19 protein-coding genes are annotated in these 20013 nt (G+C 62.9%); 18 read left to right on the top strand and 1 reads right to left on the bottom strand.

The window, feature by feature from the left end:
* Positions 1 to 339: 339 nt before the first annotated feature.
* The 13 genes from imuA to IEX85_RS21585 all read left to right on the top strand — a co-directional run bounded on the left by imuA (position 340) and on the right by IEX85_RS21585 (position 15278).
* Positions 340 to 1077, top strand: a complete 738-nt coding sequence (gene imuA / locus IEX85_RS21645) for a translesion DNA synthesis-associated protein ImuA (protein ID WP_188862722.1) — start codon at positions 340 to 342, stop codon at positions 1075 to 1077.
* Complete coding sequence (locus IEX85_RS21640) at positions 1074 to 2483, top strand: Y-family DNA polymerase (RefSeq protein ID WP_188862721.1); 1410 nt, start codon at positions 1074 to 1076, stop codon at positions 2481 to 2483. The genes imuA and IEX85_RS21640 overlap by 4 nt, the downstream gene beginning before the upstream one ends.
* 121 nt (positions 2484 to 2604) lie before the next feature.
* The gene (locus tag IEX85_RS21635) at positions 2605 to 5667 is read left to right on the top strand and encodes an error-prone DNA polymerase (protein WP_188862720.1); all 3063 of its coding nucleotides are present in this window, start codon (positions 2605 to 2607) and stop codon (positions 5665 to 5667) included.
* A gap of 237 nt (positions 5668 to 5904) precedes the next feature.
* Positions 5905 to 6906, top strand: coding sequence for a patatin-like phospholipase family protein (locus IEX85_RS21630; protein WP_188862719.1), 1002 nt, complete (start codon positions 5905 to 5907; stop codon positions 6904 to 6906).
* Positions 6907 to 6916: 10 nt separating this feature from the next.
* A complete protein-coding gene (locus tag IEX85_RS21625) occupies positions 6917 to 7711 on the top strand; it encodes a type 1 glutamine amidotransferase (protein WP_188862718.1) in 795 nt (264 codons plus the stop codon).
* Between the two features lie 62 nt (positions 7712 to 7773).
* Positions 7774 to 8523 (top strand): CDP-diacylglycerol--serine O-phosphatidyltransferase, encoded by a 750-nt coding sequence (gene pssA, locus IEX85_RS21620; protein ID WP_188862717.1) that lies wholly within the window; start codon positions 7774 to 7776, stop codon positions 8521 to 8523.
* A gap of 337 nt (positions 8524 to 8860) precedes the next feature.
* Positions 8861 to 9868, top strand: a complete 1008-nt coding sequence (gene msrP, locus IEX85_RS21615) for a protein-methionine-sulfoxide reductase catalytic subunit MsrP (RefSeq protein ID WP_188862716.1) — start codon at positions 8861 to 8863, stop codon at positions 9866 to 9868.
* Positions 9859 to 10482 (top strand): protein-methionine-sulfoxide reductase heme-binding subunit MsrQ, encoded by a 624-nt coding sequence (gene msrQ, locus IEX85_RS21610; RefSeq protein WP_188862715.1) that lies wholly within the window; start codon positions 9859 to 9861, stop codon positions 10480 to 10482. The genes msrP and msrQ overlap by 10 nt, the downstream gene beginning before the upstream one ends.
* Before the next feature lie 290 nt (positions 10483 to 10772).
* A complete protein-coding gene (locus IEX85_RS21605; protein WP_188862714.1) occupies positions 10773 to 10985 on the top strand; it encodes a DUF2970 domain-containing protein in 213 nt (70 codons plus the stop codon).
* A 120-nt stretch (positions 10986 to 11105) separates the two neighbouring features.
* Positions 11106 to 12218, top strand: coding sequence for a cytochrome c oxidase subunit II (coxB, locus tag IEX85_RS21600; protein WP_188862713.1), 1113 nt, complete (start codon positions 11106 to 11108; stop codon positions 12216 to 12218).
* Positions 12219 to 12227: 9 nt separating this feature from the next.
* Positions 12228 to 13817 (top strand): cytochrome c oxidase subunit I, encoded by a 1590-nt coding sequence (gene ctaD, locus IEX85_RS21595; RefSeq protein ID WP_188862712.1) that lies wholly within the window; start codon positions 12228 to 12230, stop codon positions 13815 to 13817.
* A 4-nt stretch (positions 13818 to 13821) separates the two neighbouring features.
* A complete protein-coding gene (locus IEX85_RS21590) occupies positions 13822 to 14397 on the top strand; it encodes a cytochrome c oxidase assembly protein (RefSeq protein ID WP_188862711.1) in 576 nt (191 codons plus the stop codon).
* The gene (locus tag IEX85_RS21585) at positions 14394 to 15278 is read left to right on the top strand and encodes a cytochrome c oxidase subunit 3 (RefSeq protein ID WP_188862710.1); all 885 of its coding nucleotides are present in this window, start codon (positions 14394 to 14396) and stop codon (positions 15276 to 15278) included. Before IEX85_RS21590 ends, IEX85_RS21585 begins: the two co-directional genes overlap by 4 nt.
* A gap of 15 nt (positions 15279 to 15293) precedes the next feature.
* On the opposite strand, the gene IEX85_RS21580 is transcribed toward IEX85_RS21585, so the two are convergent.
* Positions 15294 to 15506 carry a twin transmembrane helix small protein gene (locus tag IEX85_RS21580; protein WP_188862709.1) on the bottom strand — a complete coding sequence of 71 codons (213 nt, stop codon included), beginning with the start codon at positions 15504 to 15506 and terminating at the stop codon, positions 15294 to 15296.
* 47 nt (positions 15507 to 15553) lie between these two features.
* Here IEX85_RS21580 and IEX85_RS21575 point away from each other — a divergent pair, with 47 nt between their 5' ends.
* The 5 genes from IEX85_RS21575 to IEX85_RS21555 all read left to right on the top strand — a co-directional run bounded on the left by IEX85_RS21575 (position 15554) and on the right by IEX85_RS21555 (position 19454).
* Positions 15554 to 16273, top strand: a complete 720-nt coding sequence (locus tag IEX85_RS21575) for an SURF1 family protein (RefSeq protein WP_188862708.1) — start codon at positions 15554 to 15556, stop codon at positions 16271 to 16273.
* A complete protein-coding gene (locus tag IEX85_RS21570) occupies positions 16266 to 16754 on the top strand; it encodes a redox-active disulfide-containing membrane protein (RefSeq protein ID WP_188862707.1) in 489 nt (162 codons plus the stop codon). The genes IEX85_RS21575 and IEX85_RS21570 overlap by 8 nt, the downstream gene beginning before the upstream one ends.
* Before the next feature lie 10 nt (positions 16755 to 16764).
* Complete coding sequence (locus IEX85_RS21565; RefSeq protein ID WP_188862706.1) at positions 16765 to 17805, top strand: COX15/CtaA family protein; 1041 nt, start codon at positions 16765 to 16767, stop codon at positions 17803 to 17805.
* The gene (gene cyoE, locus IEX85_RS21560) at positions 17783 to 18691 is read left to right on the top strand and encodes a heme o synthase (RefSeq protein WP_188862705.1); all 909 of its coding nucleotides are present in this window, start codon (positions 17783 to 17785) and stop codon (positions 18689 to 18691) included. The genes IEX85_RS21565 and cyoE overlap by 23 nt, the downstream gene beginning before the upstream one ends.
* A gap of 160 nt (positions 18692 to 18851) precedes the next feature.
* Complete coding sequence (locus IEX85_RS21555) at positions 18852 to 19454, top strand: Yip1 family protein (protein WP_188862704.1); 603 nt, start codon at positions 18852 to 18854, stop codon at positions 19452 to 19454.
* Positions 19455 to 20013: the final 559 nt, after the last annotated feature.

The following is a 20013-nucleotide window of genomic DNA, read 5'->3' as shown; positions in this document are numbered from 1 at the left end:
TTCCCCGCCGCGAACGGATCCGGCTGGGTGCCGCACCGGTTCGCCCACGGAGTGGGCTCTACAAGAAGCCGTACGGCGCCTAGCTTGTGTAGGAGCTCGCTCCGCGAGCGAATAACCGCCATGCCGGAACAATTCGCCGCGGGGCGCGGCTCCTACGATCTTCCTTACCCCTTACCCCTTACCGGTGCGCTTCGCTGGCATTTGCTCCTGCAATGCCAGGCTTCCCGCCATCCATGGCGGTTGCTTCGCTCTGCAGCACCCTACCCACTCACCACTTGCTCATACAGCTTTTTTCGACCAATATACTGTATATATGTACAGTAACTCGGGAGGCTGGCGATGAGTCTGGATCAGTTAATGCAACAGGGCGCTGTCTGGCGCGGGCGTGAGGCGGTGAGCGAGGCGTCGGCGGCGACCCTGTCGAGTGGTCATGCGCAGCTGGATCAGTGGCTGCCCGGCGGCGGCTGGCAGTCGGGCAACCTGGTCGAGGTGCTCTACGACACCGAAGGCTGCGGTGAACTGCGACTGTTGCTGCCGTTGCTGGCGGCGGCGCCGAAGGACCGCTGGATTCTCTGGGTGGATCCGCCCCATATCCCTTACGCGCCGGCGCTGAAAGCCGCCGGGGTGCCGCTGGAACGGCTGCTGCTGGTGCGCAGCACCAGCCGTCGTGACCGTCTGTGGTGCCTCGAGCAGGGGCTGAAAAGCGGCTGTTGCGCCGCGGTGCTGGGCTGGCTGCCGGGTGGCGAGGCTAAGGCGCTGCGGCGTCTGCAGCTGGCCGCCAGCGAAGGCGGGGGGCTGGGATTCGTCTTTCGCCCCGGCGCCTGCCGCGACCAGAGCTCGCCGGCCCCGTACCGGCTGCTGCTGGAGCCCGAGCAGGACGGCGTGAGCGCAGGTATTTCGGTGCTCAAGCGCAAGGGCGCCTGGCCGCTGTCGCGCCAGGTGCTGTCGCTTGAGGGGGCGGCCGCCGACTCCAGGCCGGCAGCCAGCGCCCGTCCGCGACTGCGACTGGTCGGCGAGTCCGCTAACAGGCCCCGTCTGATCAGGAACTCATCGGGGGCCGTTCGCAGGTTCCGATGAAGGGGCTCTGGCTCTATCTGCACTTTCCACTGCTGCCACTGGAAATGCGAAGCGAAGGCCGCCGGGCGCCGCTGGCGTTGCTGGATGAGCGCGGTGCCCGCGTCCGGCTCTGCAACGTGGAAGCTGCGGAGCAGGGGGTGCAGCCGCAGATGGCGGTGGCGACGGCGCTCAGCCTGGTGCCGGAACTGGAGCTGCTGACCCCGCAGCCGGCACAGGAGCCGCGCTATCTCGAAGGGCTGGCGCTCTGGAGCGGCCGCTTCAGCGCCCGTGTCAGCCTGCAGCCGCCCCTGGGCCTGTTGCTGGAGATCGCTTCCATGCTGCGCTATTTCAGGGGGCTGGAGACACTGTGGCAGGAGCTGACGACACAACTGGAGCAGCTGCAGCTGAGTGCTTGCATCGCCACCGGCCAGACGCCGCTGGCGGCGCGGCTGCTGGCGCTGGATGGCGGCTTTCGTGCCTGCGATCCTGAGCAGTACCGGGCTCGCCTCGGGCAGGTGCCAACCGAGCGCCTGGGGCTGGACGAGCGGCTGCAGTCGCGCTTGCGCGGGCTGGGGCTGCAGCGGCTGGAGCAGCTGCTGGCGCTGCCGTCTGCGGAGCTGGCGCATCGTCTGGGGCCGGAGCTGACTGCCTGCCTCGACCGGCTGACCGGTCGGCTGCCGGACCCGCCGCGCTACTTCGAGCCGCCCGAGGTCTTTTGCGGCGAGCTGCCGCTGGCGTACGAGGTTGAACAGACGCTGGCGCTGCTGTTTCCGTTGCGGCGGCTCCTGGCTCAGCTGGAGGGTTTTCTGCGTGCCCGGCACTGGCGTGCCCTGGAGCTGCAACTGGAGCTTACGCAGCAGGAGCGGAACCAGCGCCTGTCGGTCGGACATGCGGCCGGCGAGCAGTGCGCCGAGGTCTGGCTCGAGCTGTGCCGGCTGCGCTTCGAACGACTGACACTGGAGCAGCCGGTGATCGGCCTGCGGCTGGAGGCGACGCAATTCCGGGACCTGGAACGGGGGCGGGAGGATCTGTTCAGCATTGCGCCTCGGGAAGATACGCCGGCACGGCTGCTGAGTCGGCTGCAGACGCGCCTTGGCAGCGATGCGCTGTGCCGGCTGGAGCCCTGCGCCGACTATCGGCCGGAGCGCGGCTGGCGCCGGGCGCCGCTGCAGGGGCGGCTGTCGTCCGCCGCCCTGCAGCCGGGTGCGCGTCCCGGCTGGTTGCTGGAGATACCGCAGCGACTGCCGTCCAGGCAGGTCGGCAGCGCCATCGAGCTGCTGCAGGGGCCGGAACGCATTGTCAGTGGCTGGTGGGACAGCGCTCCGGTGCGCCGCGACTACTATATCGGCCGCTGGCCCGACGGGCGCCGCGGCTGGCTTTACCGCGAGGCGGGCGGAGACTGGTATCTGCACGGCTGGTTCGGGTAGGTGGTTTGGAGGGGGGCTTCAGCGGCACGTTTCGCTGCGCTCAAGGTGCCCTACAAGGATGGGCAAACGTAGGGCATCCCTGAGCGGAGCGAAGCGTGCCATTGCTTGGGAAACATACCTTATGCAAACCGACTACGCCGAACTGCACTGTCTCAGCAACTTCAGCTTCCTGCGCGGGGCCTCCCACCCTGAAGAGCTGGTCGCGCGCGCGGCGGAGCTGGGCTATCGAGCCCTGGCGCTGACCGACGAGTGCTCGGTGGCCGGTGTCGTGCGCGCCTGGGAAGCCTGCCGCGAGCACGGGCTGAAGCTGATCGTCGGCGCCGAGTTCCGTTTCGGCGACGAGCGGCTGGTGGTGCTGGCCGCCAGCCGGCGGGGCTATGCCCGTCTCTGTGCGCTCATCACCCTGGGGCGGCGGCGGGCGGAAAAAGGCCGGTACCGGCTCGACTGGGCCGACATCGACGACCTGGAAGACTGTCTGTTGCTATACCGGCCGGGGGACGATCCGGCGCAGGCCCGTCGCCGGGCCCGGGCGCTTGGCGAGCGTTTCGCCGGCCGGTTCTGGCTGTTGCTGGAGCGGCTGCTGGGGGCCGGCGATGCCGAGCGCTTTGCTTTACAAAGGGGGCTGGCCGAAGAGCTGGGGATACCGGCCGTCTGCGGCAATGCGGTATTGATGCACCATCCGTCGCGGCAGCGGCTGCAGGACGTGCTGACGGCCATTCGCTGTGGCGTGCCGGTGCCGGATGCGGGCTATCGCCTGGAGGCTAATGCCGAACGGCACCTGCGCTCGCAGCAGAAGCTGCAGAGACTCTATGGCGCCGAGCTGATGCGAGAAACAGTCCGCATTGCCGAGCGCTGCAATTTCGAGCTGGGCGAGCTGCGTTACGAATACCCGTCCGAGCTGGTACCGCCGGGTAGAAGCGCGGGTGACTGGCTGGCCGAGCGGGTGCGGGACGGAGAGCGGCGGCGCTTTCCCGACGGCACTCCGGAGGCGGTGCGCAAGCAGATCGAGCACGAGCTTAAGCTGATCGCCAGGCTGCGCTACGAACACTACTTCCTCACCATTGAGGATATCGTCCGTTTTGCCCGCGACCAGGGAATTCTGTGCCAGGGGCGGGGATCGGCCGCCAACTCGGTGGTCTGCTACTGCCTGCATATCACCGAGGTGGATCCGCGCGAGGTCAGCCTGCTGTTCGAGCGCTTTATCTCAGCAGAACGTAACGAGCCGCCGGATATCGACGTCGATTTCGAGCACGAACGGCGCGAAGAGGTGATCCAGTATATCTACCGGCGCTACGGTCGCGAACGGGCGGGGCTGGCGGCGACGGTGATCAGCTATCGGCTGCGCAGCGCACTGCGCGACGTCGGCAAGGCGCTGGGGCTGGACGGGGCCTACCTGGCCTGGCTGACCGGCAAACTGGATCGCCGCGCCGGGCGGGCCGCCTGGCTGGAGCAGCTGCGCGAGCTCGGCGGCGAGGCGCCGGCGCCCCGTTTCCAGCTGCTGCTGGAGCTGGTGGAGGAGATCCTCGGCTTCCCGCGTCACCTGTCGCAGCACGTCGGCGGTTTCGTGATCTCGGCAGGTCCGCTGTCGGAGCTGGTGCCGGTGGAAAACGCCGCGATGAAGGACCGCAGCCTGATCCAGTGGAACAAGGACGACCTCGAAAGCCTGGGGCTTTTGAAAGTGGACGTGCTGGCACTGGGCATGCTGACCGCCGTGCGCAAGACGCTGGCGCTGCTCGGCGAGCGCCGTGGCGAACCTTTTCGCATTCAGGACATCCCGCGGGAAGATCCGGCCGTCTACGAGATGCTGTCGCGGGCCGATAGCGTTGGTGTCTTTCAGGTGGAGTCCCGGGCGCAAATGAATATGCTGCCGCGCCTTCGGCCCCGCTGCTACTACGACCTGGTGATCGAGGTGGCGATCGTGCGGCCCGGGCCGATTCAGGGTGACATGGTGCACCCTTACCTGAAACGGCGCGATGGCCTCGAGGCGGTCAGCTATCCCAGCGACGAGGTACGGCAGGTGCTGGGGCGTACCCTGGGGGTGCCGATCTTCCAGGAACAGGTGATCAAGCTGGCGATGGTCGCCGCCGGCTTCACGGCCGGCGAAGCCGATCAGCTGCGTCGGGCGATGGCGGCCTGGCGTCGCAGCGGCAGTATCGCCCGTTACCAGCAGAAACTGGTCGCCGGGCTGCGGGAGCGGGGCTACAGCGCCGAATTCGCGGCGCGCATCTGTCGCCAGATCGAGGGCTTCGGCGAATACGGTTTCCCCGAATCACACGCCGCCAGCTTCGCGCTGCTGGTCTACGTCTCGGCCTGGCTCAAGTGCCACGAACCGGCGGCCTTCTGCTGCAGCCTGCTGAACAGCCAGCCGATGGGGTTCTACTCGCCGTCGCAGCTGGTGCAGGATGCGCAGCGTCACGGGGTGACGATACGGCCGGTAGACCTCAATGCCAGCGACTGGGACTGCACGCTCGAACCCGACGGAGCCCTGCGACTCGGCTTCAGACTGGTGAAAGGGCTTGCCCGGCAGGCCGCCGGCCGGCTGGTCGCACAGCGCCCGGCCCCAGGTTTCGTGTCACTGGCCGAGGCGCAGCGCAGTGTCCGGCTGGCGCGCAACGACTGGGATGCGCTGGCGGCGGCCGGCGCCCTCAACTCTCTCAGTGGCCATCGCTATCAGGCGCGCTGGGAGCTGCTGGCAGCGAATCCGGAGCTGGCGCTGGGGGAGGCCCGCGTTGCCGAGCCCGAAGCGGCCTGGCTGGACGCACCGGACGAGCAGTCGGATCTCGAGGAAGACTACCGCCATCTGGGGCTGAGCCTGGGGCGGCATCCACTGGCGCTGCTGCGGGAGCGGGGCATGCTCGGAGGCTGTCTGCGGGCGGATGAGCTGGAGCATTGCCGGCCCGGCCAGCTGGTGCGCGTCGCCGGGGTGGTGACCAACCGGCAGCGGCCGGGCACTGCTTCGGGCGTCACATTCGTGACACTCGAGGACGAGAGCGGTCAGGTCAACCTGATCGTCTGGCGCGATACCGCGAGGCTCCAGCGTCAGGCGCTGCTCGGTGCAAGGCTGTTGAAGGTGGCCGGGGTGCTGGAGCGCGAAGGGGCGGTGATTCACGTGGTGGCCGGGCGCCTGTCCGATATCAGCGACCAGTGGCGGGCGCTGTCGCTGCGTTCGCGGGATTTTCACTGACTCCCGGCACCACGGAACCCCGCCTGTAGGAGGAGCCTGCTCCGCGGGCGAACAATATCGGCACGGGGTTGTTCGCCCGGAGACCGGGCTCCTACAATTTTCCCGTCACCCGTCACCCGTCACCCGTCACCCGTCACCCGTCACCCGTCACCCGTCACCCGTCATGGCAGATTCACTTGACGTTCAGGGCGCAGGACGTCAAATTTGTGCAGTGCACAAAAATGCCGGAGGCATATCATGGTTGTGCGAAAGCTGAATCTGGCGCTGCAGGGCGGTGGTGCCCACGGCGCCTTTACCTGGGGCGTGCTGGATCGTCTGCTCGAGGAGCCGGATCTGTCATTCGAGGGTGTCAGCGGCACCAGTGCCGGCGCCATGAACGCGGTGGTGCTGGCAAGCGGCTGGCAGCAGGGCGGGCGCGAAGGGGCCCGCGAGCTGCTGGCGCGTTTCTGGGAGCAGGTGTCGCTGCACGCCTTGCCGGAGCCGCCGGCGGTACTCTCGACACAGGGGACGGCGCCGGCAATGGCGGGTTTGATGCTGAAGATCAGCCACTTTATATCGCCCTACGACATGAACCCGCTGGATATCAACCCATTGCGGGCCCTGGTGGAGCGGCTGGTCGACTTCGAACGGTTGCGGGCCGGCAGCCCCTTCCGCCTGTTCATCGCCGCCACCGACGTCCAGACCGGCAAGATACGGCTGTTTCGCGAAGGCGAACTGCATGCCGAACACCTGCTGGCGTCGGCCTGCCTGCCGAACCTGAATCAGGCGATCGAGGTGGACGGTCGCAGTTACTGGGATGGCGGCTTTTCCGGCAACCCTGCGGTCTACCCGCTGATCTTCGACTGCGACTGCCACGATGTGCTGGTGGTACTGCTGCAGCCGTTGCTGCGGGTCGGTACGCCGGCGTCGGCTGCGGCGATTCAGGAACGCATCAGCGAATTTGGCTTTCAGACCACCTTTCTGCGCGAGATGCGCGCCATCAGTCATATCAAGCAGGAGGTGAGTCAGCTGCCCATTTCTTTCAGCCTGTTCGAGCGTCGCATGCGTCGGCTGCGTATGCATCTGATCGAAACCGACGAGCTGCTGGCGACCCTGGGGCGTGCCACAAAATGCGATACCCGACTACACTTTCTCGAGTCGCTTCGAAATCGCGGCAGGCAAAGGGCCGATGACTGGCTGGCACGGCACTCGGATGCCATCGGTCGCAGGTCCAGTTGCGATATGGAGCTGTTTCTCTGAGGAAGGCATGATGCAAACGGCCAAAGAGCGCTCGGATCTGAAGCTGTTGCTGCTGCAGATCCGCACCGAGCGGAAGGTCCGCGAGGAGGAGCATCGCAGCTTCGCCAGCTACTGCGGACTGGCGCTGGAGCAGATCGAGGTGCTCAATGTCTTCGATACGCCGTCCTTTGCCGATAACGTCGCCGATGGCTACGATGCTCTGCTGGTGGGGGGCGCCAGTGAAGCCAATGTGCTGGAGCCAGAGCGCTACACCTTCGTCCACGACAGTCAGCGTTTGCTCCGGCGCGTGGTCGAAACCCGCCAGCCGACCTTCGCGTCCTGTTTCGGCTTCCAGCTGGTGGTGCTGGCGCTTGGCGGCAGGGTCGCGCACCGCGAAACGGGTTTCGAGATGGGCACCCTGCCGATCAGTCTGACACCTGATGCTGCCACGGATCCGCTGTTTCACGATACGCCGGATGGTTTCGCTGCGGTGTCCGTGCACCGGCAGTACACCGACCGCTTGCCGCCGGGCTGCAGGCTTCTGGCGTATACCGATCAGTGCCTGCATGCCATCCGGGTCGGAGACTGTCCGTTCTGGGCTTTCCAGTTCCATCCCGAAGTGGACAAGGCCACGCTGGTCGAGCGCCTGACGCACTACCGGGCCCACTATACCGACGGCGACGATCATCTCGGAAAGGTACTGGCGACGGCGCAGGAAACCCCGGAGTCCAACGGTTTGATGCGCAAGTTCGTCGACCGGGTGCTGCTTGGCGACAGCGTGCCTCTGCCCGCCAGCGGAGCCGTTGCTGCGGCGCACAAGCGGTGACAGCAGGGACACCGCGCCTGTAGAATGGTCGCCACTTTTTTCAGTGGTCAGCGATGGTAAATATGACGGACGAACATAATCAGCCCTGCGAAGACGATGTCAAGCCGCGTAGCCGGGGTATCTACCTGCTGCCGAACCTGTTCACCACCGGCGCGCTGTTTTCGGGTTTCTACGCCGTTGTCGCGGGTATGAACGGCAAGTTCGAGGCGGCGGCCATTGCGGTCTTCGTGGCGATGCTGTTCGACGGACTCGATGGCCGTGTGGCACGGATGACCAACACCAGCAGCGCCTTCGGCGCCGAGTACGACTCGCTGTCGGACATGGTGTCCTTCGGTGTGGCGCCGGCGTTGGTGGCCTTTACCTGGGCGCTCGACAACACCGGCAAGATCGGCTGGTTCGCCGCTTTCATCTACGTTGCCTGCGCAGCTCTGCGTCTGGCGCGCTTCAACACCCAGATCGGATCGGTGGACAAGAAGTACTTTATCGGCCTGCCGAGCCCGGCCGCTGCCGCCACTGTCGCCGGACTGGTCTGGGCCTGCACCGAATTCGAGGTGGTGCCGGAAGGCCCGCTGTCGTATGCGGTGGCGGGAATGGTGGCCCTGTGCGGTCTGCTGATGGTAAGCAATGTGCTGTATCACAGCTTCAAGGAGGTCGATTTCAAGGGCAAGGTGCCGTTCGTCATCCTGGCGGCTATCGTGCTTGTTGTCGGGGTCATCTCGATCAGTCCGCCGCTGTTCCTCTGGTCACTGTTCCTCGTTTACATGCTTTCCGGCCCGGCGATCTGGGTTTGGCGCAAGCGCCGGGCTTTCTGACGTCAGGCCTGCCATCTTCCGCATCCCCATGCGGGAGATGGTGCGCTTTTCAGGCAGCTTGTAGGATGGCTGGAGCGGCGCACAGCAGCGGGCTTAAGCATTTCTGCCAGAGCCCGGGCGCCGTGTAACCCATCGGGAGTATCTTCGGGCACAGGCGGGCCATTGACCGATGGGTTACGCCGCTGTGACCGCGGTGCGCACTGGCAGGTCAATGCCATAGCCATCCTACAGGATGCTGCATTCCGATACGGCCGATGCGGTGCTTTTCAGGCAGGTTTCAGTCTCCCGTCCTAGGCTCCCGGTATACTTTCGGTGAGAGCCAGACAGAGAGTCCGTCATGCTGATCAAGAAACCCGACCCGATCAAAGCCTCCGAAATCACCCCGGAGCCCATCTATCGCAATCGGCGCCTGTTCATGCAGGGGCTGGCCGGCTCTGCCGCGCTGGCGCTCAGCGGCGGCGCCGCAGCGATTCCGGCCTACGACCTCGACGCAGATGCCCCCCGCTATCCCGGTCCCGACTGGCTGCAGAGCAAGCTTCGCGCCGGTGCCCGTAACGAAGCGTTGTCCACGGCCGAGAAACCTGCACCCTACGTCAACGTCATCACGCACAACAATTTCTACGAGTTCGGCACAGGCAAGCAGGACCCGTCACGCAAGGCGCAGAATTTCAAAACCGATCCCTGGAGCGTCGAGATCGCCGGCGAGGTCGACAAACCCGGCACCTATGCCCTCGAGGATCTGTTGCAGCCCCACGGGATCGAAGAGCGTATCTACCGGCTGCGCTGCGTCGAAGCCTGGTCGATGGTGATCCCCTGGATGGGCTTCCCGCTCGGCGATCTGCTCAAACGCTTCGGACCGACCTCGCGGGCCAAATATGTCGCCTTTACCACCTTGCTGGATCCGGAGCAGATGCCGGGGCAGGGTGGTTTCTTCTCGACCCTGGACTGGCCCTATGTCGAGGGGCTGCGAATGGACGAGGCGATGCACCCCCTGACGCTGCTGGCGGTGGGGCTCTACGGCAATGCGCTGCCGCCGCAGAACGGTGCGCCTTTCCGGCTGGTGGTTCCCTGGAAATACGGCTTCAAGAGCATCAAGTCGATCGTCAGGATCGAACTGACTGAATCCATGCCCGTGACCACCTGGAACCAGACGGCGCCGAACGAATACGGCTTCTACGCCAACGTCAATCCCGAAGTCGACCATCCGCGCTGGAGTCAGGCCACCGAGCGGCGGCTGCCGTCGTCGCTGTTCTCGCCCAATATCATCGACACCAAGCCTTTCAACGGCTATGGCGATCAGGTCGCCAGCCTCTACAGTGGCATGGACCTGCGCAAATGGTTCTGACTCCCGAACGTCTCCGGCGTCTGGCGCTGTGGTGGCTGGTATTCCTGTTGCCGCTGCTGCCGCTGGCCTGGCTGGTGGAGCGCGCGCTGGCGATGGATCTGGGGGCGGATCCGGCGCAGGCCATCGTGCAGTTCACCGGTATCTGGACGCTGCGGCTGCTGTTCGTCACCCTGGCGGTAACGCCGTTGCGACTGATGTTCCGCTGGGCCTGGCTGCAGCGCTACCGCCGCATGTTCGGGCTCTACACGCTGTTCTACGCGGTGGTCCACCTGCTGGCGTTCGCGACCTTCATACTCGGCTGGCGGCCGGATCTGCTGCTGCGTGAGCTCAGCGAGCGTCCCTATATCATTGTCGGTACCCTGGCGCTGCTGCTGCTGATTCCGTTGGGCGTTACATCCACCCGCGGGATGCAACGTCGCCTCGGTCCGAAATGGGCAAAACTGCATCGCCTGGTTTACCTGATCGCCCTGCTGGCGATGCTGCATTTCATCTGGCAGATCCGCAGCTCCTTCCAGGAACAACTGATCTACGGTCTGATTCTCGCCTGGCTGCTCGGCTTCCGCCTGTGGAAACGTCGGCGCAGGAGCAGGGGGGCACGTCGTCAGACGGCCTGAGTGCCATTCGGCTCCGGCGTTCTTCATGCTTTTCGGCTATAACTTCAGCGAACAGTAGATGGGTGGAGCCGCGATGGCACTGTACTGTCGGTTCGCAGAAAGTCTCAAGCGGCGTAACCCATCGGTGCTGCCGGGCTCTTCGATATTGAGCTGCTACTCACAGATGGGTTGCACGACGCGCTTGCTTCCTCAGGGGCGGATATCCCGTTGCCATGCGTCGTTCCACCCATCCTGCAAATTGCACGGCGTTTCCGCCAAAGCCCGACCAATCTAAGAAACCGGAGGCCCGGATGGCCAAAGAGCCCGATAAAGGCGGTCTGCTGAAGACGCTGCAAAGCGTGCTCGCGGCAATGTTCGGGGTCCAGTCCGAGCGCAGACGCCGTGAAGATTTTTCATCTGAAAAGCCCTGGCGCTTCATTCTGGCGGGCCTGATCGTGGCCGCTGCCTTTGTGATTTTCGTTATGCTGCTGGTGCGTTGGGCGCTGTCTCTGGGAGCAGCCTGAGACAAACTTGCATTACCCGGGGGGCTGCTATACTCAGTTTTAACCAAGTGATCTGCTAGGGAAAATTCCGCATGGTCGCGACACTTGGGCGGCCCGGCGGACCTTGTGAGAGGCCCGGTAATGATAAAAAGAATCTGGCTGTTGCCATGGATTGGATTGCTTGTTTCCCTGCCAGCAGCCGCCGCCTGGCAAGTGAATTTATCACCAGGTAGCACGGAAATCGCCCGAGATATCCGTGAACTGCACATGATCATTTTCTGGATTTGTGTCGCCATCGGCGTGGTGGTGTTCGGCGTCATGTTCTGGTCGATCATCCACCATCGCAAATCCAGGGGCGCCGAGGCGCATCACTTTCACGAAAATACCTTCGTGGAAATTCTCTGGACCCTTATACCTTTCGGCATTCTGATAGCCATGGCCGTGCCGGCCACCGCCACTCTGATCCGGATGTACGACAGCACCGAGGCCGATCTCGATGTGCAGATCACCGGATACCAGTGGAAGTGGCGCTATCAGTATCTTGGCCACGACATCGACTACTTCTCGGTACTCTCGACACCGCGCGAACAGATCAACAACGAGGCGGAAAAGGGCGAGCACTACCTGCTCGAGGTCGACAACCCGCTGGTGCTGCCGGCCGGCAAGAAGGTTCGCTTTCTGCTCACTTCCAATGACGTTATCCACAGCTGGTGGGTGCCGGATTTCGCCGTCAAGAAGGATGCCATTCCGGGCTTCGTCAACGAGGCCTGGGTCATACCCGAGGAACCGGGCATCTATCGCGGCCAGTGCACCGAGCTCTGCGGCAAGGACCACGGCTTCATGCCGGTCGTGGTCGAGGTCAAGCCGCAGGAAGAGTTCGACCAGTGGCTGGCCGATGCCCGCAGCGCTGCGGAAGCCCAGGCGGCGGCGGCCGAACAGGACTGGAGTCTGGAGCAGCTGATGGAACGCGGCGAGCAGGTCTACAACAGCGCCTGCGCCGCCTGTCACCTGCCCAACGGCCAGGGCGTGCCCGGTGCCTTCCCGGCGCTGGCCGGCAGTCCCATCGCTACCGGCGACATAGGTCCGCATATCGATATCGTGCTACATGGCAAGGCGGGGACGGCGATGCAGGCGTTCGGCGCCCAGCTAGACGCCGTCGACCTGGCGGCCGTGATCACTTACGAACGCAATGCCTGGGGCAACGACACCGGTGACAGTGTCAGCCCTCAACAGATCGCTGAACTGAACCAGTAGGAGGGGGCCATGGAATCGACGCTCGGTCAGAACCTGGGTGACACCCATCACGCACACGGCCCCGCCAGCGGCATAGGGCGCTGGCTGTTTACCACCAACCACAAGGACATCGGCTCTCTTTACCTATGGTTCAGCCTGCTGATGTTCCTGACCGGCGGCACCATGGCGCTGCTGATCCGGGCGGAGCTGTTCCAGCCGGGCCTGCAGCTGGTGCAGCCTGAATTCTTCAACCAGATGACCACGATGCACGGCCTGATCATGGTGTTCGGCGCCGTGATGCCGGCCTTTGTCGGTCTTGCCAACTGGATGGTGCCGATGATGATCGGTGCGCCGGACATGGCGTTGCCGCGTATGAACAACTGGAGCTTCTGGATCCTGCCGTTCGCCTTCGCGATGATGATTTCGACGCTGTTCATGGACGGCGGCGCACCCAACTTTGGCTGGACCTTCTACGCGCCACTCTCGACCACCTATGCGCCGCCGAGCGTGACCTTCTTCATCTTCGCGATTCACATGATGGGGATCAGTTCCATCATGGGGGCGATCAACGTTATCGCCACCATCCTCAACCTGCGCGCCCCCGGCATGACGATGATGAAGCTGCCGCTTTTCGTCTGGAGCTGGTTGATCACCGCCTTTCTGCTGATCGCGGTAATGCCGGTCCTGGCTGGGGTCGTGACCATGATGCTGATGGATATCCATTTCGGAACCAGCTTCTTCAACGCCGCTGGCGGTGGTGACCCGGTGCTGTTCCAGCACGTGTTCTGGTTCTTCGGCCACCCCGAGGTCTACATCATGATTCTGCCGGCTTTCGGCATCATCAGCGAGATCATCCCGACCTTCGCCCGCAAGCGCCTGTTCGGCTACGCCTCCATGGTCTATGCCATTGGCTCCATTGCGATTCTTTCGTTCCTGGTGTGGGCGCACCATATGTTTACCGTCGGCCTGCCGCTGGCCGGCGAGCTGTTCTTCATGTTCGCCACCATGCTGATCGCGGTGCCGACCGGGGTGAAGGTGTTCAACTGGGTAGCGACGATGTTCCGCGGCTCCATGACCTTCGAAACGCCGATGCTGTTTGCGCTGGCCTTCGTGGTGCTGTTCACCATCGGCGGGTTCTCCGGCCTGATGCTGGCGATCGCGCCGGCGGACTTCCAGTACCACGACACCTACTTCGTCGTCGCTCACTTCCACTACGTACTGGTTCCGGGCGCCATTTTCTCGATCATGGCGGCGGCGTACTACTGGCTGCCGAAGTGGACCGGCCACATGATCAACGAGCGCATGGGCAAGATTCACTTCTGGCTCAGCTTCGTCGGTGTCAACATCACCTTCTTCCCGATGCACTTTGTCGGCCTGGCCGGCATGCCGAGACGAATTCCGGACTACGCGCTGCAATTCGCCGATTTCAACTCGGTGGCAAGCGTTGGGGCCTTCATCTTCGGGCTGTCGCAGCTGCTCTTCGTTTACAACGTCATCGTCTGTATCCGTGGCGGCGCCAGAGCGACCGACCGCGTCTGGGAGGGCGCGCACGGGCTGGAGTGGACGCTGCCGTCTCCGGCGCCCTACCACAGTTTCTCCCAGCCGCCGGTGGTGAAATAAGACCATGAGCGAGCTGGGTCGCAAGAACCGTCGCCTGGTCCTGCGGCTGCTGGCGGGCTGCGTACTGATGTTCGGTTTCGGCTTCGCGCTGGTGCCGCTGTACGATGTCTTTTGCCGCGTGACCGGACTCAACGGCAAGATTACCAATACGGGGCCCGTGGCGATCGAGGACGCGGATATCAGTCGCAGCGTGCAGGTGCAGTTCATCGGCGTGAACAACGAGGGCATGCCCTGGGAGTTCCGGCCGCTGGATACTGCCGTTCGCGTCCATCCCGGCGAAATGCGCCAGACCGCCTTCTTTGCCCGCAACCCGACCGAGCGGCGCATGATCGCCCAGGCGATTCCATCGGTGGCGCCGGCCGAAGCTGCGCGCTACCTGCACAAGATCAACTGTTTCTGTTTCGACAGTCAGTCGCTGGAGGGAGAGGAACAGGTGGAAATGCCGGTGCTGTTCGTGGTCGACAAAAAGCTGCCCGAGCATATCCGCACCCTAACGCTTTCCTACACACTGTTCGATATCACGCCCGAGGCGCCTGACGGTCAGGCGCTGGCCAGCGAAACACGGAGGTCTCCGTTATGAGTACCGCTAGCTACTATGTACCCCCTCAGAGTCGCTGGCCGATCCTGGCATCGATCGCGTTGTTTCTGCTGGCATTCGGTGCCGGCAATCTGATGAACGCCCTCAGTGCCGGCGCCTCGACCGGTACCGGCTGGCTGCTGCTGCTGTTGGGGCTGGGGATGCTGCTGGCGATTCTGTTCGGCTGGTTCCGCAACGTGGTGCACGAGAGCATGTCGGGGATGTACAGCGAACAGATGGACCGTTCCTTCCGCTGGGGGATGAGCTGGTTCATTTTCTCGGAAGTGATGTTCTTTGCCGCCTTCTTCGGCACGCTGTTCTACGTGCGGAATCTGGCGGTGCCCTGGCTTGGCGGAGAGGGTGAGAAGGGCGTCTCGAACATGCTCTGGGAGGGGTTTCAGGCGCAGTGGCCGCTAATGACGACTCCGGATATGGAACGGTTTCCAGGACCTGAACAGATCATCTCGCCCTGGCATCTGCCGCTTCTGAACACCGTCCTGCTGATCTCCTCGAGCTTTACCGTCACTATCGCGCACAAGGCGCTGAAACTGGGTAATCGCAGCAATATCGTGCTCTGGCTGGCCGTCACCGTACTGCTCGGCGCCAGTTTCCTGGTGTTCCAGGCCTACGAATACTACGAGGCTTACCATCACCTGGGGCTGACGCTGCACGCCGGAATCTATGGCGCCACCTTCTTTATTCTCACCGGCTTCCACGGCATGCATGTGACGCTGGGGACGCTGATGCTGATCATTATCTGGCTGCGGGTGCTCAAGGGGCACTTCAGTGCCGAGCAGCATTTCGGATTCGAAGCGGTTGCCTGGTACTGGCACTTCGTGGATGTGGTCTGGGTAGGTCTGTTCCTGTTCGTCTATATCCTGTGAGGTGCAAGACGGGGGTCAAGGTCCCAGCCAGGGCGCATGCATGCTCAGTTCGCCGCTGTAGAAACCGTAAACGATGACCAGCAGTAACAGGATGCTGAAAGCGACCCGGAAAAAGAGCGAATTGACCGTGCGGTGTGACTGGCCGCGGTCCGTCAGCAGGAAGTACAGCCCACTGAACAGGCTGATGACGATGGCAGCGAATATGACGGCAATCAGTAACTTCAGCATTGTGTGCTCCGGCAGGGTGAGGCATCAGTATCCGACAGGGCAAAGTCATGAGTAAAGATGGCGGCGCTACCTGTTTCAAGTGGTGGTTACTCTGTTGCGCGCTGTTGTTGCTGCCGGCGCTGGTCGCTCTGGGGTGCTGGCAGCTGCAACGCGCGGCAGAGAAGCGACAGATGCTGCAGGCCTGGAACGACGACAGCCGGGTGATTCATCATTTGCAGGCCCTTGGCCCTGACAGCGCGGACTTCGTCCCAGCTCAGCTGCAAGGTCATTTGTTGCCGGATCACTGGCTGCTGCTGGACAACCGCACGCGGGATGGCCGGGCCGGCTACGAGGTGGTCGCTTTCATGCCGGCGGAAGAGGCTCTGCTACCGGTGAATCTGGGCTGGATGGCCGCATCCCCTGACAGAAGCGTTCTCCCTGAGGTCGAGCTTCCGCAGGAAGCCCTGTTCGACGGCCGGATGCACCGGCTACAGGGCAGCCTGGTCATCGGGGAGGACGTCTGGGACGCGGGCTGGCCCAAGCGGGTGCAGGCGCTGGATGAGCAGCGCCTGCGTCAGGAACTGGGGCAGGATGTTCTGCCCTGGGTGCTGGATCTGACCGAACCGGTCGTGGCTGGCCTGCGGGTTGACAGACACCAGGCCCTGATGAAGCCGGAGAGGCACCTGGGCTATGCCTTTCAGTGGTTCAGCATGGCGGCGGTACTGGCGGGGCTTGTACTGTGGCACGGCTGGAATCTGAGGTCGAGAGGAGGTGAATTCGATGCGTAGAGGGACTTTCTGGCTGGTGTGGGGGCTTGGATTCGGGCCGCTGCTGCTTGCCGTTCTGATGTACTGGAGCGGAGTCGGCGTGCCCGAGGGTCGCACTCATCATGGCCAGCTTCTGGCCGATGGGGCGTCGATATCCGAGTGGCAACTGCATGACAGTGGCGGCAAGCCCTGGCAGGGGCTGGAGCAATGGCAGCTGCTTTTGACCGTGCCGGCAGACTGTCGCAGTTGCGCGGACTGGGTCGAGCGCATGCCCAACCTCTGGACCGCTATCGGCAAGGAGCGGGACCGGGTGGAGTGGCACCTTGTCAGCCTGTCGCCGTCCGGCGAAGGGCTGGTGTCGAAACGGGTCGCCGAGCTGGGGCCGGGGCTCTGGCTGATCGATCCGCTGGGTAACCTGGTCATGCGCTACGACCTCGGAGTCTCGCCTCAGGGGGTGCTCGATGATGTGCGCAAGCTGCTGAAACTGTCGAATGTTGGTTGAGGAGGCGGGGATGACGTCTTCGTATGCTCGGTGGCCTCTGAAACTCGGCCATGCCGCTGTGTTGCTGGCTCTCGTTGTAGTGATGCTCGGTGGCTGGACTCGCATCAACGACGCAGGGTTGGGGTGTCCCGATTGGCCCGGCTGTTATGGTCATATCGTTCTGCCTGGCTCGGAAGAGGCGCTGGCGATTGCCCAGGCTCGCTACCCTGACCAGCCGTTGCTGGCCCACAAGGGCTGGATCGAGATGGTGCACCGCTACGTTGCCGGTACGCTCGGCCTACTGGTGCTGGCACTGGCGGTTGCCGGCTGGCGCCGGCGCCGTGTCGAAGGCTATCCGGCCGTGCTCAGTATGACGCTGCTCGGGCTGGTGGTGGTGCAGGCGTTGTTCGGCATGTGGACCGTTACGTTAAAGTTGCTACCCATTGTTGTCACGCTGCACCTGCTGGGCGGACTGCTGATACTGGCCGGCCTGGTCCTGCTGCGTTTTCGCCTGTTGCGGTTCTATCGCGGGTCTGCAGGGAGGCCGGTGGCGCGTCGGCGAGGGCGAAGCTGGGTGCTCGCCGCGCTGATTGTGCTGTTTCTCCAGATTGCGCTGGGCGGCTGGACCAGTGCGAACTACGCTGGTTGGGCCTGTACCGACTGGCTTCTCTGCGAGCGCGGGCAAACGCAGGCTCTGGACTTTCACGGCGGCTTCGAGGTGACGCTTGAGACGGGGCCTAACTACCAGGGCGGTCAGTTGCCGCGTGAGGGTAGAGCGGCCATCCAGATGACCCACCGCGCTGGAGCGCTGCTGGTGCTGCTGGTGGTTGCGATCATGATCTGGCGACTCGCCCGTGCCGGCTGGCACAAAGGGGAGTTGCTGGGTGTCGCAGCGCTGGCCGCTGCACAGGTCGGACTGGGCGTTGCCAATATTGTCTATGCTGTTCCGATACCTCTTGCCATGGCGCACCACGGCGGAGCGGTGCTTTTGCTGCTAAGCCTTGTCTGGCTATACCAAAGAGACGCAGTCATTGAGAAGGAGAACTGTTATGCCTGCGCGCAAAGCTGTTGAGTTCGCCCATGCTCCGGTGACCTGGCGCGACTACCTGGAGCTCTGCAAGCCCCGGGTGGTGGCGGTAATGCTGCTGACGGCCCTGGTGGGAATGGGGCTTGCGCAGGAGGGGCCGCCATCACTCGTCCTGGTGATACTGACCATGTCGGGCATTGCGCTGGCCGCAGGTTCGGCCGCGGCGGTGAATCATGTCATGGACAGGCACATCGACCAGCACATGGCCCGAACCCGGGGGCGTCCATTGCCCAGTGGCAAGCTGAGTGCGCAGCAGGCGCTGGCCTTCGCTGCGCTGATCGGCGTCGCCGGCATCAGTTTGCTGGCGTTCTGGGTCAACCCGCTGACTGCCTGGCTCACGCTACTGTCGTTAATTGGCTATGCCGTGATCTATACGGTTTTCCTGAAGCGGGCGACCCCCCAGAACATCGTCATCGGTGGCGTTGCCGGCGCGTCGCCACCGTTGTTGGGCTGGACCGCGGTTACCGGAGCACTGGAGCCCAATGGATTGCTGCTTATGCTGATCATTTTCGCCTGGACACCGCCGCACTTCTGGGCGCTATGCATCGCCCGCCGGGAAGATTACGAAAAGGCGGGGGTGCCCATGCTGCCAGTCACGCATGGCGAGCACTTCACGCGCTTGCAGATCATGCTGTACACGCTTTTGATGATCGCAACCACGGCGCTGCCTTTCCTTGCGGGCATGAGCGGGCTGATCTATCTGGCCGGCATTTCCGTATTGAATTTGCGTTTCCTGCAGTGGGCCTGGCGGGTGATGCGCGCCGGTGACGATCGCCGTGTACCGATGCAGATGTTCCGCTACAGCATCGTCTACGTCATGGCGCTGTTCGCGCTGCTGCTGGTGGATCACTACCTGAAATTTAATCTCTGATGCCCTACAAACCCGGCGCAGACCATCTACACTTTCATAGGCCTGTAAAGGGGAATAAAAAGAAACCAAGGTTCAACGACTTGATGCAGTTCAATCCTACAAAATAGCCCAGGTTCGTCAGGGAAGGATGTCCAGGGCGTACGAAGAGGGAGAGTGCAAAATGTTCCTACAGCACATGATGGGAATGCTCTATCACCCCAAAGATGAATGGGGTTCAATACGCAATGAACATTACACGACGCTTCACGTCTTTCTGTCGCAGATCAGCATCCTGGCTGCTATTCCGGCCGTGTCGCTGTTCATCGGCACGACCCAGGTTGGCTGGAGCATAGCGGGGGGAGACCCGGTCAAGCTCGAGTTGTCCAGTGCCCTGCCAGCTGCGATTGCCTTCTATTTCGCCATGTGGGTCGCGGTAGGCTTTATCGCCTACGCCGTGCACTGGATGGAAAAGACCTACGGCGGCAATGTCACCATGGACGAATGCATCGTGTTGACGACCTTCACTGCAACGCCGCTCTTTCTGTCCGGCTTGGCAGGGCTCTACCCGATGCTCTGGTTCAATGTCATCGTTGGCATGGTTGCGCTGGCCTACACCGTTTACCTCCTGTACACGGGAGTTCCGGTGATCATGCAGATTCCCGAGGATCGGGCGTTCTTCTTCTCTTCCTCGATTCTGACCGTCGGACTCTGTGTCCTCGTGGGCGTGCTGGCCGCATCCGCCATACTCTGGGGCACCTTTATTCCGCTCAGTTACACTTCCTGACAGTCATCGTTGGTTTTGAATTGGGGCGCCCTTGTGGGCGCCCTTTTCAATTGTGATTGAACAGCCTGAAAGCTGTCTGTTTTTTGTCCAGTAACGATCTGCTGTATTTGACTGTATGTTTTTTGAACTGCAGGGCCTGAGTTTGTCTGCTTTTTGAACAGTTTTAATATAATTCAGATATTTTAAGAATTGCCTGTTGACTCTCCCGCTCATGGCTGTAGAATTCGCCTCCTCGCTTGGGGAGACAGCCGGAAACGGCAGTCGGGACCAGCGGGAAGGTTGGAAACAAGTTGTTGATTTTCATAAGAAAATGACGATAATGACCGGCCTTCGAAGCAGCTCTGATTCACAGTCGCCACGGTGACAGAAGTTGAAAAAAAGAGTTGACTCGGAACGAGAGGTTGCTAGAATATGCACCTCGCTTTGAGAGACGCAAAACAGCGCGTCTCGCTTGAGACGAATGATCGCGCAGCGATAATCGCCAAGCACCGCTCTTTAACAAATTGATCAGGTAATTCGTGTGGGCGCTTGTCGGGATAGGGCAAACAAAAGCTTTATC

Origin of the sequence: Marinobacterium nitratireducens (genome assembly GCF_014645375.1) — a bacterium.
Classification (GTDB): Bacteria; Pseudomonadota; Gammaproteobacteria; order Pseudomonadales; family Balneatricaceae; genus Marinobacterium_A; species Marinobacterium_A nitratireducens.
The sequence above is the reverse complement of the archived record's forward strand: the minus strand, read 5'-3'. Positions and strand labels throughout refer to the sequence as shown.

Bases quoted from the DNA above. Each gene is read 5' to 3' on its own strand.
- imuA (WP_188862722.1), top strand. From the start codon at position 340: ATGAGTCTGGATCAGTTAATGCAACAGGGCGCTGTCTGGCGCGGGCGT.
- IEX85_RS21640 (WP_188862721.1), top strand. From the start codon at position 1,074: ATGAAGGGGCTCTGGCTCTATCTGCACTTTCCACTGCTGCCACTGGAA.
- IEX85_RS21635 (WP_188862720.1), top strand. From the start codon at position 2,605: ATGCAAACCGACTACGCCGAACTGCACTGTCTCAGCAACTTCAGCTTC.
- IEX85_RS21630 (WP_188862719.1), top strand. From the start codon at position 5,905: ATGGTTGTGCGAAAGCTGAATCTGGCGCTGCAGGGCGGTGGTGCCCAC.
- IEX85_RS21625 (WP_188862718.1), top strand. From the start codon at position 6,917: ATGCAAACGGCCAAAGAGCGCTCGGATCTGAAGCTGTTGCTGCTGCAG.
- pssA (WP_188862717.1), top strand. From the start codon at position 7,774: ATGACGGACGAACATAATCAGCCCTGCGAAGACGATGTCAAGCCGCGT.
- msrP (WP_188862716.1), top strand. From the start codon at position 8,861: ATGCTGATCAAGAAACCCGACCCGATCAAAGCCTCCGAAATCACCCCG.
- msrQ (WP_188862715.1), top strand. From the start codon at position 9,859: ATGGTTCTGACTCCCGAACGTCTCCGGCGTCTGGCGCTGTGGTGGCTG.
- IEX85_RS21605 (WP_188862714.1), top strand. From the start codon at position 10,773: ATGGCCAAAGAGCCCGATAAAGGCGGTCTGCTGAAGACGCTGCAAAGC.
- coxB (WP_188862713.1), top strand. From the start codon at position 11,106: ATGATAAAAAGAATCTGGCTGTTGCCATGGATTGGATTGCTTGTTTCC.
- ctaD (WP_188862712.1), top strand. From the start codon at position 12,228: ATGGAATCGACGCTCGGTCAGAACCTGGGTGACACCCATCACGCACAC.
- IEX85_RS21590 (WP_188862711.1), top strand. From the start codon at position 13,822: ATGAGCGAGCTGGGTCGCAAGAACCGTCGCCTGGTCCTGCGGCTGCTG.
- IEX85_RS21585 (WP_188862710.1), top strand. From the start codon at position 14,394: ATGAGTACCGCTAGCTACTATGTACCCCCTCAGAGTCGCTGGCCGATC.
- IEX85_RS21580 (WP_188862709.1), bottom strand. From the start codon at position 15,506: ATGCTGAAGTTACTGATTGCCGTCATATTCGCTGCCATCGTCATCAGC.
- IEX85_RS21575 (WP_188862708.1), top strand. From the start codon at position 15,554: ATGAGTAAAGATGGCGGCGCTACCTGTTTCAAGTGGTGGTTACTCTGT.
- IEX85_RS21570 (WP_188862707.1), top strand. From the start codon at position 16,266: ATGCGTAGAGGGACTTTCTGGCTGGTGTGGGGGCTTGGATTCGGGCCG.
- IEX85_RS21565 (WP_188862706.1), top strand. From the start codon at position 16,765: ATGACGTCTTCGTATGCTCGGTGGCCTCTGAAACTCGGCCATGCCGCT.
- cyoE (WP_188862705.1), top strand. From the start codon at position 17,783: ATGCCTGCGCGCAAAGCTGTTGAGTTCGCCCATGCTCCGGTGACCTGG.
- IEX85_RS21555 (WP_188862704.1), top strand. From the start codon at position 18,852: ATGTTCCTACAGCACATGATGGGAATGCTCTATCACCCCAAAGATGAA.